Origin of the sequence: Streptomyces sp. Root1304 (assembly GCF_001426405.1) — a bacterium.
GTDB lineage: Bacteria > Actinomycetota > Actinomycetes > Streptomycetales > Streptomycetaceae > Streptomyces.
Genome location: NZ_LMEP01000001.1, coordinates 280636 through 295124, shown reverse-complemented (window position 1 = coordinate 295124; position 14489 = coordinate 280636). Strand labels below are relative to the sequence as shown.

Here is a 14489-nt window from a genome sequence, read left to right as displayed (position 1 = left end):
CTCAGGAACGTCCCGGGTCCCGGCCGCCGGAGGCCTGCTCACCGGAGGTCCCGGACGCCTGCTCGCCGGACGGCGCCCCGGACGCCTGCTCGCCGGAGGTCTGGCCCTCGGCCGCTGGTTCCGTCCCGCCCTGGAGTGCCCGCGCGACCCGTTCCGCCAGCTCCCCGCTGCTCTCCGGGGTGAGCCCGCGTACGCCCTCCGAGGTGACGACGACCTGGGTGCCGTCCGGCCTGGTGATCGTCACGGTCTGGCTGCCCCGGCGGGTCTGCAGCCAGGCCACCACGGCGGCGGCCAGGGTGACGGTCAGGCCGCCCGGCTGCAGCAGGAGGGAGACGATCTCGCCGAAGCCGCCCATCGGCTCCATCGGCTCCTCGGGCTCCTGCGGCGCGGCCACCGGCGGAGCGGGGGCGAGGCGCTCGACCCGGTCGCGCAGTGCGGGATCGCCGCGCAGCCACGTCCGCAGCTCCACGGCCGCGCCGGTGGCGGCCGGGTCCTCGGGGCCGGTGACTTCCAGGGTGATCCGCACGTGAGCTGTCCTCCGCTGGCTGGGCGTACAGACCCTAGAGCGGTCAACTCCCTTGGATCCAGCCCTCTTTCGGCCGCATCGAACAGGTCGGAGGCTCCCCCGAGTACGGCCGGAGGCTCCCCGCGTACGACCGCCCCCCCCGCGTACGCGCGGCGGCCCGGCCCCGTACGCGCGAGAGGCCGGACCCCCCGCACACGGGGTCCGGCCTCCCGGCGTTCTGGCGGCTACACCGGCCAGTACGACCGCGCCCAGGCCCGTGGGCCCGGCCGGTGGCGTACCGCTCGTGCGATGCGGGAGGGGTCCGACCACCCCTCCGGCACCGCCGGGCCGCCGCTCTCGGCGGACGCCGCCGCCGTCGCGGCGGCCCGCGCCTGAACCACCGCCAGTGCGGCGGCCAACTCCTCCGGAGTCGGGTTTCCTCGTACGACCCTGATCACAACGGCTCCTTCGACGCTCGTACGGGCTACAGCGGGATGTTGCCGTGCTTCTTCGGAGGGAGGGATTCCCGCTTCGTGCGCAGCTGACGCAGCCCCTTCACGATCTGCGGGCGCGTGTCCGACGGCAGGATCACACCGTCGATGTAGCCGCGCTCGGCCGCCGTGTACGGGTTGAGCAGCGCGTCCTCGTACTCCCGCATCAGCCGCGCCCGCTCCGCGTCCTGATCCTCGGCGGCGGCGATGGTGCGACGGTGCAGGATGTTCACCGCGCCCTGCGCGCCCATCACCGCGATCTGCGCGGTCGGCCACGCCAGGTTCAGGTCCGCGCCCAGGTGCTTGGAGCCCATGACGTCGTACGCGCCGCCGAAGGCCTTCCGGGTGATGACCGTGATCAGCGGGACCGTGGCCTCCGCGTACGCGTAGATCAGCTTCGCGCCGCGCCGGATGATGCCGCCGTACTCCTGGTCCACGCCCGGCAGGAAGCCCGGGACGTCCACGAAGGTCAGGACCGGGATGTTGAACGCGTCGCAGGTGCGGACGAACCGCGCCGCCTTCTCGGAGGCGTTGATGTCCAGGCAGCCCGCGAACTGCATCGGCTGGTTGGCGACCACACCGACCGGGAAGCCCTCGACGCGGCCGAAGCCGGTCAGGATGTTCGGCGCGAACAGCGCCTGCGTCTCCAGGAACTCGCCGTCGTCGAGGACGTGCTCGATCACCGTGTGCATGTCGTACGGCTGGTTCGCCGAGTCCGGGATCAGCGTGTCCAGCTCACGGTCCTCGTCCGTCGCCTCGGTCTCCGCGACCTCGGGGAAGGCCGGCGCCTCGGAGAGGTTGTTCGACGGAAGGTAGGACAGCAGGGACTTGACGTAGTCGATCGCGTCCTTCTCGTCCCCCGCCATGTGGTGGGCCACGCCCGAGGTCGAGTTGTGCGTCCGGGCGCCGCCCAGCTCCTCGAAACCGACGTCCTCGCCGGTCACCGTCTTGATGACGTCGGGACCCGTGATGAACATGTGCGAGGTCTGGTCCACCATCACCGTGAAGTCGGTGATCGCGGGGGAGTACACCGCACCGCCCGCGCAGGGGCCGACGATCAGGGAGATCTGCGGGATCACCCCGGAGGCGTGGGTGTTGCGGCGGAAGATCTCGCCGTACATGCCGAGGGCGCTCACGCCCTCCTGGATGCGGGCGCCGCCGGAGTCGTTGATGCCGACGACCGGGCAGCCCGTCTTCAGCGCGAAGTCCATCACCTTGATGATCTTCTGGCCGTACGTCTCGCCCAGCGCGCCGCCGAACACCGTGAAGTCCTGCGAGAAGACCGCCACCGGGCGGCCGTCGACCGTGCCGTAGCCGGTGACGACACCGTCTCCGTACGGCCGGTTCTTCTCCAGGCCGAAGCTCGTCGACCGGTGCCGGGCCAGCTCGTCCAGCTCCACGAAGGAGCCCTCGTCGAGGAGCAGGTCGATCCGCTCGCGGGCGGTCAGCTTGCCCTTCGCGTGCTGCTTCTCCACCGCACGCTCCGAGCCGGCGTGGGTGGCCTCGTCGATACGGCGCTTGAGGTCCGCGATCTTGCCTGCGGTCGTGTGAATGTCGATCTCGTACTGCTCTGCCGGCTCGGACATCGGGATGCGGCTCCCTGCCTGGTCACGGGGGGTTCGTTGACTACGAATGGGCTACTGCTCAGCTACTGAGCCGTAGCGTATCGACGCCGATACGGTTCGGCACTGCGGTGTTTGCCACACCTAGTCTGGCTTGCATGACGTCCTCCCAAGGCTCCGGCGGACCCTGGTCCGACCTCGACCGGCCTCCGCTGAACGCCCCCGCACTGCGCCGCGCGCTCGTTCTCCCCGACGGCCTGTGGACCTCGCTCGACGTGGTCACCAGCACCGGATCCACCAACAGCGACCTCGCCGCCCGCGCCGACGAGCTGCCCGAGGGCGCGGTCCTCGTCGCCGAGGAGCAGACCTCCGGCCGGGGCCGCCTCGACCGCAGCTGGACGGCGCCCGCCCGCTCCGGGCTCTTCGTCTCCGTCCTGCTCAAGCCCGAGGTGCCGGTCCACCGCTGGGGCTGGCTCCCGCTGCTGACCGGTGTGGCCGCCGCGACCGGCCTCGCGAAGGCCGCCGGGGTCGACATGTCCCTCAAGTGGCCCAACGACCTGCTGGTTTCCGTCGCGGGTGAGGAACGCAAGACCGGCGGCATCCTCGCCGAGCGGGCCGGAGCCGACGGCATCGTCGTCGGACTCGGCATCAACGTCACCCTCCGCGCCGACGAGCTGCCCGTTCCCACGGCCGGCTCCCTCCTCCTCGCCGAAGCCGTCTCCACCGACCGCGACACCCTCCTGCGGGCCGTTCTGCGCTCCCTCGCCCAGTGGTACGGGGACTGGGTGCGGGCCGACGGCGACCCCGAGGCCTCCCGGCTCCAGGCGGCCTACGCGGCCGGCTGCGCGACCCTCGGCCGCCGGATCAGGGCCGAGCTGCCCGGCGAGCGGATGCTGGAGGGCGAGGCGGTCGCCCTGGACGGCGACGGACGGCTCGTGGTCGACACCGAGGGCGGCGGCACGGAAGCCGTGGGAGCGGGCGACATCGTCCACCTGCGGACGCCGACGGACTGACCGCGGCGCGGGTGGAACACCGGCGGCAGCCGTTTCGCGCGTGAGCCATTCCACACCTGCCGTATCGTGGAGCGCGATCCAGGCGACAGATCGGCAGGGCAGTGGGCAGGGAACGGGCAGGAGGCGGCCGGTGACCGTCGACGACGAGAACGCGGGCGGCGGGACAGAGCCACCCACGTACCCGACGCCTCACCACGAGGTCGACCACACGGCCGAACCGAGCGACGACCCGCTCGCCATCCGCCTCGAACAGCTCATCCTCGGCGCGGACCGCCGCTACACGCCGTTCCAGGCCGCCCGCACCGCCGGTGTCTCCATGGAGCTGGCCTCCCGCTTCTGGCGCGCCATGGGCTTCGCCGACATCGGGCAGGCCAAGGCGCTCACCGAGGCCGACGTCCTCGCCCTGCGGCGGCTCGCCGGTCTCGTCGAGGCCGGGCTGCTCAGCGAGCCGATGGCCGTGCAGGTGGCCCGCTCCACCGGACAGACCACCGCCCGGCTGGCGGAATGGCAGATCGACTCCTTCCTGGAGGGCCTGACCGAGCCGCCCGAGCCCGGGATGACCCGCACCGAGGTCACGTACCCCCTGGTCGAGCTGCTCCTGCCCGAGCTGGAGGAGTTCCTGATCTACGTCTGGCGCCGCCAGCTCGCCGCCGCCACCGGCCGCGTCGTGCAGGCCGCCGACGACGAGGAGATGGTCGACCGGCGGCTCGCGGTCGGCTTCGCGGACCTCGTCGGCTTCACCCGGCTCACCCGCCGCCTGGAGGAGGAGGAGCTCGGCGAACTCGTCGAGGCCTTCGAGACCACCTGCGCCGACCTCGTCGCCGCGCACGGCGGCCGGCTCATCAAGACCCTCGGCGACGAGGTCCTGTACGCCGCCGACGACGCCGGTACGGCCGCCGAGATCGCCCTGCGCCTGATCGAGACCCTCGGCCACGACGAGACGATGCCCGCCCTGCGCGTCGGCATCGCCTTCGGCACCGTGACGACCCGGATGGGCGACGTCTTCGGCACCACCGTGAACCTCGCCAGCCGCCTCACCTCGATAGCGCCGAAGGACGCCGTCCTCGTCGACGGCGCGCTCGCGGAGGAGCTGTCCAGGACCGGTGAGGCGCCCGTCTCGGAGACCGAGGCCGCCGAGGAGGCGGCCCGCGCCGAGAAGGAGGGCCGCACGTCCGCCACGTACCGCTTCGCGCTCCAGCCGATGTGGCAGCGCCCGGTCCGCGGCCTCGGCGTCATCGAACCCTGGCTCCTGACCCGCCGCCCCACCTAGGATCTCCGGTGAACGTCTGTTAACAGCCGTTAACAGACCTTGATCGGGAGGGTGTGCGGCATGTCCGAGCAGCGTTTTGGTGAGTTCGTGGTGGTCCGGCGGGAGGGGCACGTTGCCGAGCTGGTCCTGGACCGCCCCAAGGCGATGAACGCGGTCTCCTCGGAGATGGCCCGCTCCCTCGGCGCCGCCTGCGACGCGCTCGCCGCCGACCCCTCCGTCCGCGTCACCGTGCTCACCTCCTCGAACGACCGGGCCTTCTGCGTCGGCGCCGACCTCAAGGAGCGCAACTCCTTCACCGACGCCGAGCTGGTCCGCCAGCGGCCGACCGCCCGCGCCGCCTACACCGGCGTCCTGGAACTGCCGATGCCGACCGTCGCCGCCGTGCACGGCTTCGCCCTCGGCGGCGGCTTCGAGCTGGCGCTCGCCTGCGACGTGATCGTCGCCGACGCCACCGCTGTGGTCGGCCTCCCCGAGGTCTCCGTCGGCGTCATCCCCGGCGGCGGCGGTACGCAGCTGCTGCCGCGCCGGGTGGGTGCCGCGCGCGCTGCCGAGCTGGTCTTCACGGCCCGCCGGGTGGAGGCGGCGGAGGCCCGCGAGCTGGGCCTCGTCGACCTGCTGGAGGAGGACGCGCGGACGGCCGCCCTGGAGCTGGCCGGCCGGATCGCGGCCAACTCGCCGGTCGGGCTGCGCGCGGCGAAGAAGGCGATGCGGCTCGGTCAGGGCCTGGACCTGCGGGCGGGCCTGGAGGTCGAGGACGCCGCCTGGCGTTCGGTGGCCTTCTCGGGGGACCGCGCGGAGGGTGTGGCCGCGTTCAACGAGAAGCGGAAGCCGAACTGGCCGGGCGAGTGACTTTTACCGTTTTGCACTAAATGTCACTTACGGTGACGTCCGGGAAGGGAAAACGGATCAAACCTCCCTAAGCTGGAGGAATGGGTGAGGATGTGCGGCTGCGGGCCGTAGTGGCGCTGGCGCAGGGGATGGCGGCGGCGCACACTCCGCGCGAGTTCTGGCGGGCGGCGGCGCTCGGGTCCTGCGAGGGGCTCGACGGAAGTTTCGCCGCCCTGTCGGTCTGGGAGCGGGACCACGGGCGCCTCAAGGTCCTGGTGAACGCCGGGGAGCGGGCCGCCGGGGAGGAGGAGTTCCCGGACTCGGAGACGTATCCGGTGCACCAGTTCCCCGAGATCACCGAGTTCCTGCACGAGCAGTGGGCGGGCGGCGGCGAGCCCGACGCCTGGGTGGAGACCGTCACCGACCCGGTGCCGACCGGCCGGGTGACCGGTCTGCGGCGCCGGGGACGCGGCTGCTGCGTGGTGGCGCCGATCGTGCTGCACGGGCGCGCGTGGGGCGAGCTGTACGTGGCCCGCCCACCGGAGCAGAAACCTTTCAGCCGTGCGGACGCCGACTTCGCGACCGTCCTCGCCGCGGTCGTCGCGGCGGGCATCGCCCAGGCCGAACGCCTGGAGGAGGTCCGCAAGCTCGCCTTCACCGACCCGCTCACCGGGCTGGCCAACCGGCGGGCCGTCGACACCCGCCTCGACGAGGCCATCGAGCGCTACCGGGCGGACGGCTCCGTCGTCAGCCTGGTGGTCTGCGACCTCAACGGCCTGAAGCGGGTCAACGACACCCACGGCCACGCCGTCGGCGACCGGCTCCTCGAACGCTTCGGCTCGGTCCTCTCCCGCTGCGGCGCCAGGCTCCCCGGCGCCCTGGCGGCCCGCCTCGGCGGCGACGAGTTCTGTCTGCTGACCGTCGGCCCGACGGCGGACGAGGTCGTCGCGGTCGCGGAGGAGCTCTGCGTCCGGGCGGCGGAACTGGAACTCGGCGAGGGCGTGGCCTGCGGGGTCGCGTCCACCGGCGACCCCATCGGCCCCCTGAGGTCGGCCCGCCGGCTCTTCCGCCTCGCCGACGCGGCCCAGTACCAGGCCAAGGCCGCCCGCTCGGCGAAACCGGTCGTGGCGGGCCGCGACGGCACGGTCGTCCGGCTGGCCGACGCCCCGCCGGGAGCCCGCGACCGCCGCCGCTTCAGGGACGCGCCGCCGGTGGAACCGCCGCCGGAGCCCTGACGGGCACGGGCAGGGGCGCGGGCACGGCTCCCGAAACGGCGGGAGCCCCCCGAAGACCGGACGGGTCTTCGGGGGGCTCCCGGGTTCAGGAGGTCGGTTCCTCCTGTCGTACGCCTAGCGCGAGGCGTATCCGAAGCGGACGCCGCCCGAGGGCACGCCGCCCGAACCCGGCTTGTACGTGGTCGTCGGGCCGACCGCACCGCCGACGGTCACGTTGGACATCGGCAGGGCGTACATCGCGCCCCCGTTCGCGATGTAGGGCATGCCCACGTACAGCCGCGTGCCGGTGAACGAGAGGAACTTGCCGAGGTACTGCTTGGTGCCCGGGGTGCCGGGGATGCCGTCGCCGTCGCCCGCCTCGATCCAGCGGTCGTTGGTCCCGGCCGCACCGGCCAGCGAGAACATGTGGACCGCGCCGGCCTGGGCGACCGTGCCGACGGCCTCGCCGGGCGTACCGACGGCGAGCCGCATGGACGCGGAGGTGCTCACGGAGTCGGGGGCGGTGTTGACCGCGGCCAGGGTCTCGCCCATGCGGTCCCCGGTCTCGGAGGTGCCGGAGACCGTGTCGTCCGAGGTGCCCTGCTTGAGCTCGCGGAGGTAGCTCCAGGTGCCGTCGGGCTTGATGCGGATCTGGACGACCCGGCCCGCGTTGGCCCGGTCCTCGGTGCCCACGACGACGCTCTCGCCGGGCGAACCGATCGCGAGGATCGACTCGGCGGCGGTGGCGGTGCCCGACGCGCGGTACGGGGCGATGGCCAGCGCGTAGCCGAACTCGTCACCGGCCTCGGAGCCGCCGGAGATCGCGTCGTTGTCCTGGTCGAGGCCCGCGAGCGGGGTGGGCTTGCCCTCGGAGTCCAGCTTGTTGGGGTTGAAGAGGGCGACTCCGCCGGACTTCGCCAGGGAGCCGATGGCCTCGCCGGGGGAGCCGATGGCGAGGAAGTTGGAGTCGCCGGCCACGCTGAAGCCGAACTTGTCGTCCTTCTCCGCGGTCCCGGGGACGCCCGCCTTGTCCTGGTGGATGGCGACGTTGGTGGAGCCGTGCACGTAGAAGGCGCTGCCGGCCTTGGTGACGGTGCCGAGGGCCTCGCCGGGGATGCCGATCAGCAGGTACGGCTCGCCCGCCTTGGTGGTGCCGGCCGCGAGGGAGTCGCCCATGCGGTCGCCCGCCTCGGCGGCCGAGGCGGCGATGGCGCCGTTGCCCTGGCCCTGCTCGTAGTGCGTGGCCTTCTTGGTGCCGGTGCCGAGACCGCCGGGCGCGCCGTGGAGCACGTCGACGAAGCCGGCGTCGACGGCGGTGCCGACGTCCTCCGCGGGGGTGCCCACGACGAGGTCGGTGTAGCCGTCCTTGTCGTAGTCGACGGTGGCGAGTTCCTCACCGAACCAGTCGCTCTGCTCGGCGCCGCCCGGCACCCAGTCGAGGTCCTGGTTGATGCCGGCCGTGCCCTTGCCGCCGCCGTAGGTGACCCAGACCGCACCGGCGGTGGTGTGGCCGCCGACGGTGGCCGCCGGGTCGGCGATGGCGACGTCCTCGACGCCGTCGCCGTTGAAGTCGACGATGCCGGTCCGCTTCGGGGCGATGGCCTGGCCGAGGTCGATGCGCGGGGTGGTGGCGCCGGTGTAGGCGATGGGCCTGCCACTGGACTTCAGGAGCGCCAGGAGGTCCGAGACGCTCTTGTCGGGGTACGCCTGCCGCAGCACCGCGAAGGCGCCGGCCACGTGCGGGGCGGCCATGGAGGTGCCGTTCTTGGGGGCGTACGTACCGCCGGGAACGGAGGAGACGATGCTGGTGCCGGGCGCGAACAGGTCGAGCAGCGGGCCCCGGTTGGAGAAGGCGGACACCTCGTCGTCGGCGGTGGTGGAGCCGACGGTGACGGCGGAGGAGACGCAGCCGGGGGCGCTGACCGCGTCGGTGTAGCCGTTGTTGCCGGCCGCGACCACGGTGGCGACACCGGCGGTGAGCAGCTTGTCGATGGCCATCTTGCGGGGGTCGGTGGCGCAGTCGGAGGCGTAACGGCCGCCGCCGAGGCTGAGGTTGGCCGCGATCACCGGCGTACCGGACTGACGCAGCTGCAGCACCTTGTCCAGGCCCGCGAGCTGGGCGCTGGTGAAGCTGAGGACGCAGGGTTCGGTGCTGCCGCAGTAGTCCTCGGAGTCGAACCTGCTGAAGACCTGGATGGCGATGAGGTCGGCACCGGGGGCCACTCCGCGGGCCGGGGCTCCGGTGATCCCGGCGCCGTTGCCCGCGGCGATGCCGGCCACGTGGGTTCCGTGGTCGCAGCCGGTGAGGGTCGCGCAGGCGCCGGTGCCGGCGTCGGCGGTGCCGATGCCCTCCTGCTGCTCGGTGCCGTTGGGGCAGAGGCTGGTGGCGCCGAGGTCCGCGTCGGCCGGGGAGAAGCAGGCCTCGGTCTTGACGCGGCCCTTCAGGAAGGGGTGCTGGGTGGCGACGCCGGTGTCGAGGACGGCGATCGAGCTGCCCGCGCCGGTCTTGCCGGCGGCGAAGGCCTTGTCGCCGCCGATGAGCGGGATGCTCACGTCCAGCGACGGCGGCACCGGGACGTCCTCGGTGACGCTGACGACGCCGGGCTTGGCGGCCAGCTTCTCCAGTCCCGCCTGGTCGACGTTGAGGGTGACCACCGGCAGGATCCCGAAGGTCAGCTTGGTCTCGCCCGCGGTCGCGGCGTCGGGGATGTCCGTGCGGTTCTCGGTGACGACGTTGACGCGGACGGTGCCGCCGGTGGCGGTGGCGTCGTAGAGCGGCGGGTCGACGACACCGTCGGCCGCCTCGGCCGCCGTGGGGACACTCTGCGGCGCGGCGGCCTGGGCCGGTATCGCGCCGAGCGACACGGTCGTCATCGCGGTGATGACCGTGGCCCAGATCTTCTTCTTCACAGTTGCCTCGGAGAGAAAGAGGACGTCGCCCGGCCCGTGGGAACGAGGGCACGGCTCAGCCCGTGGAGACGGTGGCAGCACGCATGTGCGGGAAGCGGTGACGGAGCACCGGGGTACGGCGTACGGAGGAGAGCGGTCCCGGTGGACGCGGCCGGTCGGCTCACGCCGGGTGGCACGGGCCTGATGGCGAGGGCCGGTCGGCGCGGGCCGGATGGCGAGGGCCGGGTGGCGAGGGGTTCGCCCCCCGGCCCTCGACGTCCCGGGGCAGGCTCCGTCAGGAGGTGGAGCCGTGGATCAGGTCTTGTTGGCACCGTTCTTCGGGTTGCCCGCGCGGACACCCTGGCGGTAGGTCCACGCGGTGGCGCGGCAGGCCCGCTTCCAGAAGTAGCCCGAGCAGACCTTGTCGCGCAGCGTGGTGTAGAAGACGTCGTCCACCGCCGTCTTCTTCCTGCGGTCGAGGTAGTACGCGTAGCCCTTGTACGTGTTGCCGATCAGGCCGTAGCCGTAGTCGTGCATGTCGCACGCGGGACGGAAGTTCCAGCCGCCCGGCTTGCTGACGTTCGGGCCGGGGGTGCTGCAGCCGTCGTAGTTGATGCCCACGACGCGGTAGCCGGTCTTGGTGTACTTGAAGTACGGCTTGTGCCAGCCGTAGTGCGCGGCCCAGGCGGCGCAGCCGGTCTTCCAGTAGTACAGCCAGTGGCGGGCCCAGCTGCACTTGCGCGGGTAGGCCTCCGGGTCGGAGATCTCACCCGGGCCGATGTCCGTGGCCGGGGGAGCGACGGCGGTCTCGTCGGCGATCCCGGTCGCACCCTCGATCGGGGCGTCCGAGGCCGGACGGGCGGGGCCGGTCGGCAGCACGTCGGGGGAGGCCGACGTGGCCGGGTAGGCCAGGTCCCAGTCGCCGTTGGCCGGCGAGACGATGTCGGAGACGCGTCCGGTGGTGTCGTAGACGTACGACGACACCGCCTCGGCGCTCTCGACCGGGTTGGTCACCGTGCGCAGCAGGCCCGAGGCGTCGTACGCGTAGCGGGCGAGGGTCTGCGTGGTGGTCCCGGTGGTGACCTTCACTTCCTTGGCGCGGCCCGAGTAGTCGCCGAGCGTCGCTCCGGAGGCCGTGGTGGCGCTCGCGTAGCTGATCGCGACGGTCTCCTTCAGGGCCTCTCCGACGGCCGGCTCCGTGATGGTGGAGACGCGGCCCTTGGAGTCGTAGCCGACGGTGGAGACGCCGTAGGCCGCGTTGCCCGAGCTGGTGACCCGCCAGGCGTTGGTGCCGGGGGCGACCTGCTTCCAGGTGCGGGTGGGCTTGAGGTTCGCGGCCGGCACGGGGTCGTCGCCGACCTCGCCGGTGCCCGACTGCCCCTCGTCCGCGACCGAGAGGTCCACGTTCAGGGTCTCGACGACGGTGGAGACCAGGGTGCCGGTGGCGGCGTCCCACCGCGCGGTGTCGGTGATCTTGTCGCCCTCGGCGGTCTCGTACTTCTTCACCCCGCCGCCGTCGGGGTAGTCGAGGCTGCTCTTGAGCAGGTAGCGCACCGACTCGCCCACGTTGAGGTCGGTGACGACGATGGCGTCGCCCTGCTGCTCCAGCTTCTGGTTGAGCTCGCCGCCGAGGAACTCGGCTTCCCAGCCGGGCCCGAAGACGCCCATGTCGGTGCGGCCCGCGGGTGCGGACTCGGGCTTGGCGACGCCGCCCGCCTGGGCGGCGACGGTGTGCCTGCGGCCGACGGAGCCGACGGCGACGTCGTTCTCCGCGATCTCGAAGGTCTGGCTGCCGGACGAGTACATGCCCGGGCCGACTTCCTGGAACTCGCCGGTGGCGGCCGGCGGGTCCACGAGCCCCGTGGTTCCGGCCGTGCCCGTTCCGGACGGCTGCGGTCCGGCGGTCGCGGCTCCGATGGCGTTCTGCGGGAGCAGCAGTGCCATGGAGAGCGCGGCGATGACGGGTAGAGCGGTTCTGCGCACGAATTCCCCCTCATTCACGAGCTGATCGTCTGTCGATCGCTGCGGACATTAGGGCGCCCGATGAGGCGTTCACAAGGGGGTGGAGGAAATGAAAAGGATTCGCAGTTATTTGCTGAAGTGATTTACATTCATTTTCGGTCAGGTGGCCGATAAAGGTATGAGTAGGGGTACTCATGCGGAGGGGGCGACGTGCCCCGAGACTGTGCGCATGACGCGAACCCATGCCTCGGAAGGCACGTCCGTACGCTCCCCGGGCCGTCCGCGACGCGCCCTCGCGGCGGCGGTCCTCGGCGCCCTGGCGCTCACCGCCTGCGGCGCCGAGGCGACGGAGGGTGGCGGAAAGGCGGCCGGACCAGCGACTTCCGCCTCCGTGGCCGGCGGTGCGAGCACTCCCTCGCAGGCCGCGACGGACGGCCCGAAGGACGGCTCGCACGGCGCCGCCTTCGCCGCGATGCTGGCCCGGGTCGCGCGGTCCTGCCCCGCCGGCCACGCGCCGGCCGACCGGCCCACGGCCCCGGCGGGAGGCGGGGAGGAGCCGACCGTCCGCCCGGGAGAGATGCCGCCGACCGGTCCGATCGAGCCGGGCGTCCCGACGTCCGGTCCGGAAGTCGAGCTGAGCGCGCGCGACTGGTGCGCGAGCGGTCTGCACGAGGAGCGCATCACCCAGGCGCTCCTGAAACTGAAGGATCCCGCTCCGGCCGAGGTCAGGAAGATCCTGAACCGTCTCGGCTACATCGACGAGCGCATCCACGACCTCGCGCGCTCCGGTCCGACCACGGCTTTCCTCATCGATCTGAGGGAGAAGGGGGGTCGGCTCTGCGTCAAGGGGTCGGCCGCCGGCGAGAACACCGTCGTCGATACCTGTGTGGCGCCCCTGGGTGGTGAGTTCTCGGCCGCGAATGTCGGAAATTAGGTATTGTGCCGATGCGGGACGGGGTGCGCGCATTTCGCGTGCATTCCGCTGCCGTATTTCGACCGGCGGTTTTTTCGTGCTGTTTCACCGATTCCCGCGCGGAGTTCACCCCGGACTCCCGCCGGGCCCTCCGGGGCTCCCCGCCGCCGAGGTGCGCGGGTGACGGATCGGTAAGGGGTCGTAGCGTCGAGGGGTGGTGACATGCCCCTCGGCGCTCCCCTAGTGACATGGCGGTCTTCAGTCCGTAGGCTGCTGAATATGGATATGCAGACAGTCGTCCTCGGCACGTCCGGCACGACCCCGCAGGACGTCATCGACGTCGCCCGCCACGGCGCCCGCGTCGAGCTGTCGAACGAGGCCGTGCAGGCGCTGGCCGCCGCCCGGGACGTGATCGACGCGCTCGCCGCCAAGCCCGAGCCCGTCTATGGGGTCTCCACCGGCTTCGGCGCGCTCGCCACCCGTCACATCAGCCACGAGCTGCGCGCCCAGCTCCAGCGCAACATCGTCCGCTCGCACGCCGCCGGCATGGGCCCGCGCGTCGAGCGCGAGGTCGTCCGCGCCCTGATGTTCCTGCGGCTCAAGACCGTCGCCTCCGGCCACACCGGCGTCCGCCCCGAGGTCGCGCAGACCATGGCCGACGTCCTCAACGCGGGCATCACCCCGGTCGTGCACGAGTACGGCTCCCTCGGCTGCTCCGGCGACCTCGCCCCGCTCTCCCACTGCGCCCTCGCGCTGATGGGCGAGGGCGACGCCGAGGGCCCCGACGGCGTGCTGAAGCCGGCCGGCGAGCTGCTCGCCGCCCACGGCATCGCCCCCGTCGAGCTCAAGGAGAAGGAGGGCCTCGCCCTCCTCAACGGCACCGACGGCATGCTCGGCATGCTGATCATGGCCCTGGCCGACCTCGACACCCTCTACAAGTCGGCCGACATCACCGCCGCGCTCTCCCTCGAAGCCCTCCTCGGCACCGAGAAGGTCCTCGAACCCGAGCTGCACGCCATCCGCCCGCACCCCGGCCAGGCCGCCTCCGCCGCCAACATGCTCGCGGTGCTCAAGGGCTCCGGCCTCACCGGCCACGCCCAGGCCGGCGAGGCCCCCCGCGTCCAGGACGCCTACTCGGTGCGCTGCGCCCCGCAGGTCGCCGGCGCCGGCCGCGACACCATGGCCCACGCCCGGCTCGTCGCCGAGCGCGAGCTCGCCGCCGCCGTCGACAACCCGGTCGTCCTCGCCGACGGCCAGGTCCGCTCCAACGGCAACTTCCACGGCGCCCCCGTCGCGTACGTCCTCGACTTCCTCGCCATCGCCGCCGCCGACCTCGGCTCCATCGCCGAGCGCCGCACCGACCGGCTCCTCGACAAGAACCGCTCGCACGGCCTGCCGCCCTTCCTCGCGGACGACGCCGGCGTCGACTCGGGCCTGATGATCGCCCAGTACACGCAGGCCGCCCTGGTCAGCGAGATGAAGCGGCTCGCCGTCCCGGCCTCCGCCGACTCCATCCCGTCCTCCGCGATGCAGGAGGACCACGTCTCCATGGGCTGGTCCGCCGCCCGCAAGCTGCGCACCGCGATCGGCAACCTCAACCGGATCATCGCGGTCGAGCTGTACGCGGCCACCCGGGGCGTCGAGCTCCGCGAGGGCCTCACCCCGGCGCCCGCCTCGCAGGCCGCCATCGCCGCCCTGCGCGCCGCCGGCGTCGAGGGTCCCGGCCCGGACCGCTTCCTCGCCCCCGACCTGGCCGCCGCCGACACCTTCGTACGGGAAGGCAGGCTGGTCGCCGCGGTGGAGCCGGTGACCGGACCGCTGCAGTAGGCACGGCAGGCACGG

General features: G+C 72.5%; 11 protein-coding genes. 6 read left to right on the top strand and 5 right to left on the bottom strand.

Annotated elements, in window-relative coordinates; translation table 11 throughout:
• Window position 1: 1 nt before the first annotated feature.
• From ASD33_RS35330 to ASD33_RS01280, 3 genes are all read right to left on the bottom strand, one after another.
• Window positions 2-526 carry a hypothetical protein gene (locus ASD33_RS35330; protein ID WP_056551849.1) on the bottom strand — a complete coding sequence of 175 codons (525 nt, stop codon included), beginning with the start codon at window positions 524-526 and terminating at the stop codon, window positions 2-4.
• Between the two features lie 224 nt (window positions 527-750).
• Window positions 751-963 carry an acyl-CoA carboxylase subunit epsilon gene (locus ASD33_RS33750; protein ID WP_079044482.1) on the bottom strand — a complete coding sequence of 71 codons (213 nt, stop codon included), beginning with the start codon at window positions 961-963 and terminating at the stop codon, window positions 751-753.
• A 26-nt stretch (window positions 964-989) separates the two neighbouring features.
• Window positions 990-2582 (bottom strand): acyl-CoA carboxylase subunit beta, encoded by a 1593-nt coding sequence (locus ASD33_RS01280; protein ID WP_056551846.1) that lies wholly within the window; start codon window positions 2580-2582, stop codon window positions 990-992.
• A gap of 134 nt (window positions 2583-2716) precedes the next feature.
• Between ASD33_RS01280 and ASD33_RS01275 the strand changes: the two genes are divergently transcribed.
• The 4 genes from ASD33_RS01275 to ASD33_RS01260 all read left to right on the top strand — a co-directional run bounded on the left by ASD33_RS01275 (window position 2717) and on the right by ASD33_RS01260 (window position 6904).
• Window positions 2717-3571 carry a biotin--[acetyl-CoA-carboxylase] ligase gene (locus tag ASD33_RS01275; protein ID WP_056551843.1) on the top strand — a complete coding sequence of 285 codons (855 nt, stop codon included), beginning with the start codon at window positions 2717-2719 and terminating at the stop codon, window positions 3569-3571.
• A gap of 130 nt (window positions 3572-3701) precedes the next feature.
• Window positions 3702-4841: an adenylate/guanylate cyclase domain-containing protein gene (locus tag ASD33_RS01270; RefSeq protein ID WP_056551840.1), complete on the top strand. Its 1140-nt coding sequence runs from the start codon at window positions 3702-3704 to the stop codon at window positions 4839-4841.
• A 60-nt stretch (window positions 4842-4901) separates the two neighbouring features.
• Window positions 4902-5690 carry an enoyl-CoA hydratase-related protein gene (locus ASD33_RS01265; protein ID WP_056551837.1) on the top strand — a complete coding sequence of 263 codons (789 nt, stop codon included), beginning with the start codon at window positions 4902-4904 and terminating at the stop codon, window positions 5688-5690.
• 80 nt (window positions 5691-5770) lie between these two features.
• On the top strand, window positions 5771-6904 hold the full coding sequence (locus ASD33_RS01260) for a GGDEF domain-containing protein (protein WP_056551835.1): 1134 nt from the start codon (window positions 5771-5773) through the stop codon (window positions 6902-6904).
• A 114-nt stretch (window positions 6905-7018) separates the two neighbouring features.
• Here the strand turns inward: ASD33_RS01260 and ASD33_RS01255 are convergent, their stop codons facing one another.
• Both ASD33_RS01255 and ASD33_RS01250 read right to left on the bottom strand, forming a co-directional pair.
• Window positions 7019-9793 carry a S8 family serine peptidase gene (locus tag ASD33_RS01255; RefSeq protein WP_056551830.1) on the bottom strand — a complete coding sequence of 925 codons (2775 nt, stop codon included), beginning with the start codon at window positions 9791-9793 and terminating at the stop codon, window positions 7019-7021.
• A 294-nt stretch (window positions 9794-10087) separates the two neighbouring features.
• The gene (locus ASD33_RS01250; RefSeq protein ID WP_242426801.1) at window positions 10088-11773 is read right to left on the bottom strand and encodes a phospholipase A2; all 1686 of its coding nucleotides are present in this window, start codon (window positions 11771-11773) and stop codon (window positions 10088-10090) included.
• Window positions 11774-11963: 190 nt separating this feature from the next.
• Here ASD33_RS01250 and ASD33_RS35970 point away from each other — a divergent pair, with 190 nt between their 5' ends.
• A complete protein-coding gene (locus tag ASD33_RS35970) occupies window positions 11964-12668 on the top strand; it encodes a hypothetical protein (RefSeq protein WP_063991887.1) in 705 nt (234 codons plus the stop codon).
• Window positions 12669-12932: 264 nt separating this feature from the next.
• The gene (gene hutH, locus ASD33_RS01240; protein ID WP_056551824.1) at window positions 12933-14474 is read left to right on the top strand and encodes a histidine ammonia-lyase; all 1542 of its coding nucleotides are present in this window, start codon (window positions 12933-12935) and stop codon (window positions 14472-14474) included.
• The last annotated feature ends 15 nt before the right edge of the window (window positions 14475-14489 follow it).

What these genes read in the sequence shown, in the direction of transcription:
- ASD33_RS01265 (WP_056551837.1), top strand. Translation starts at nt 4,902, where the DNA reads ATGTCCGAGCAGCGTTTTGGTGAGTTCGTGGTGGTCCGGCGGGAGGGG.
- ASD33_RS01280 (WP_056551846.1), bottom strand. Translation starts at nt 2,582, where the DNA reads ATGTCCGAGCCGGCAGAGCAGTACGAGATCGACATTCACACGACCGCA.
- ASD33_RS01260 (WP_056551835.1), top strand. Translation starts at nt 5,771, where the DNA reads ATGGGTGAGGATGTGCGGCTGCGGGCCGTAGTGGCGCTGGCGCAGGGG.
- hutH (WP_056551824.1), top strand. Translation starts at nt 12,933, where the DNA reads ATGCAGACAGTCGTCCTCGGCACGTCCGGCACGACCCCGCAGGACGTC.
- ASD33_RS35970 (WP_063991887.1), top strand. Translation starts at nt 11,964, where the DNA reads ATGACGCGAACCCATGCCTCGGAAGGCACGTCCGTACGCTCCCCGGGC.
- ASD33_RS01275 (WP_056551843.1), top strand. Translation starts at nt 2,717, where the DNA reads ATGACGTCCTCCCAAGGCTCCGGCGGACCCTGGTCCGACCTCGACCGG.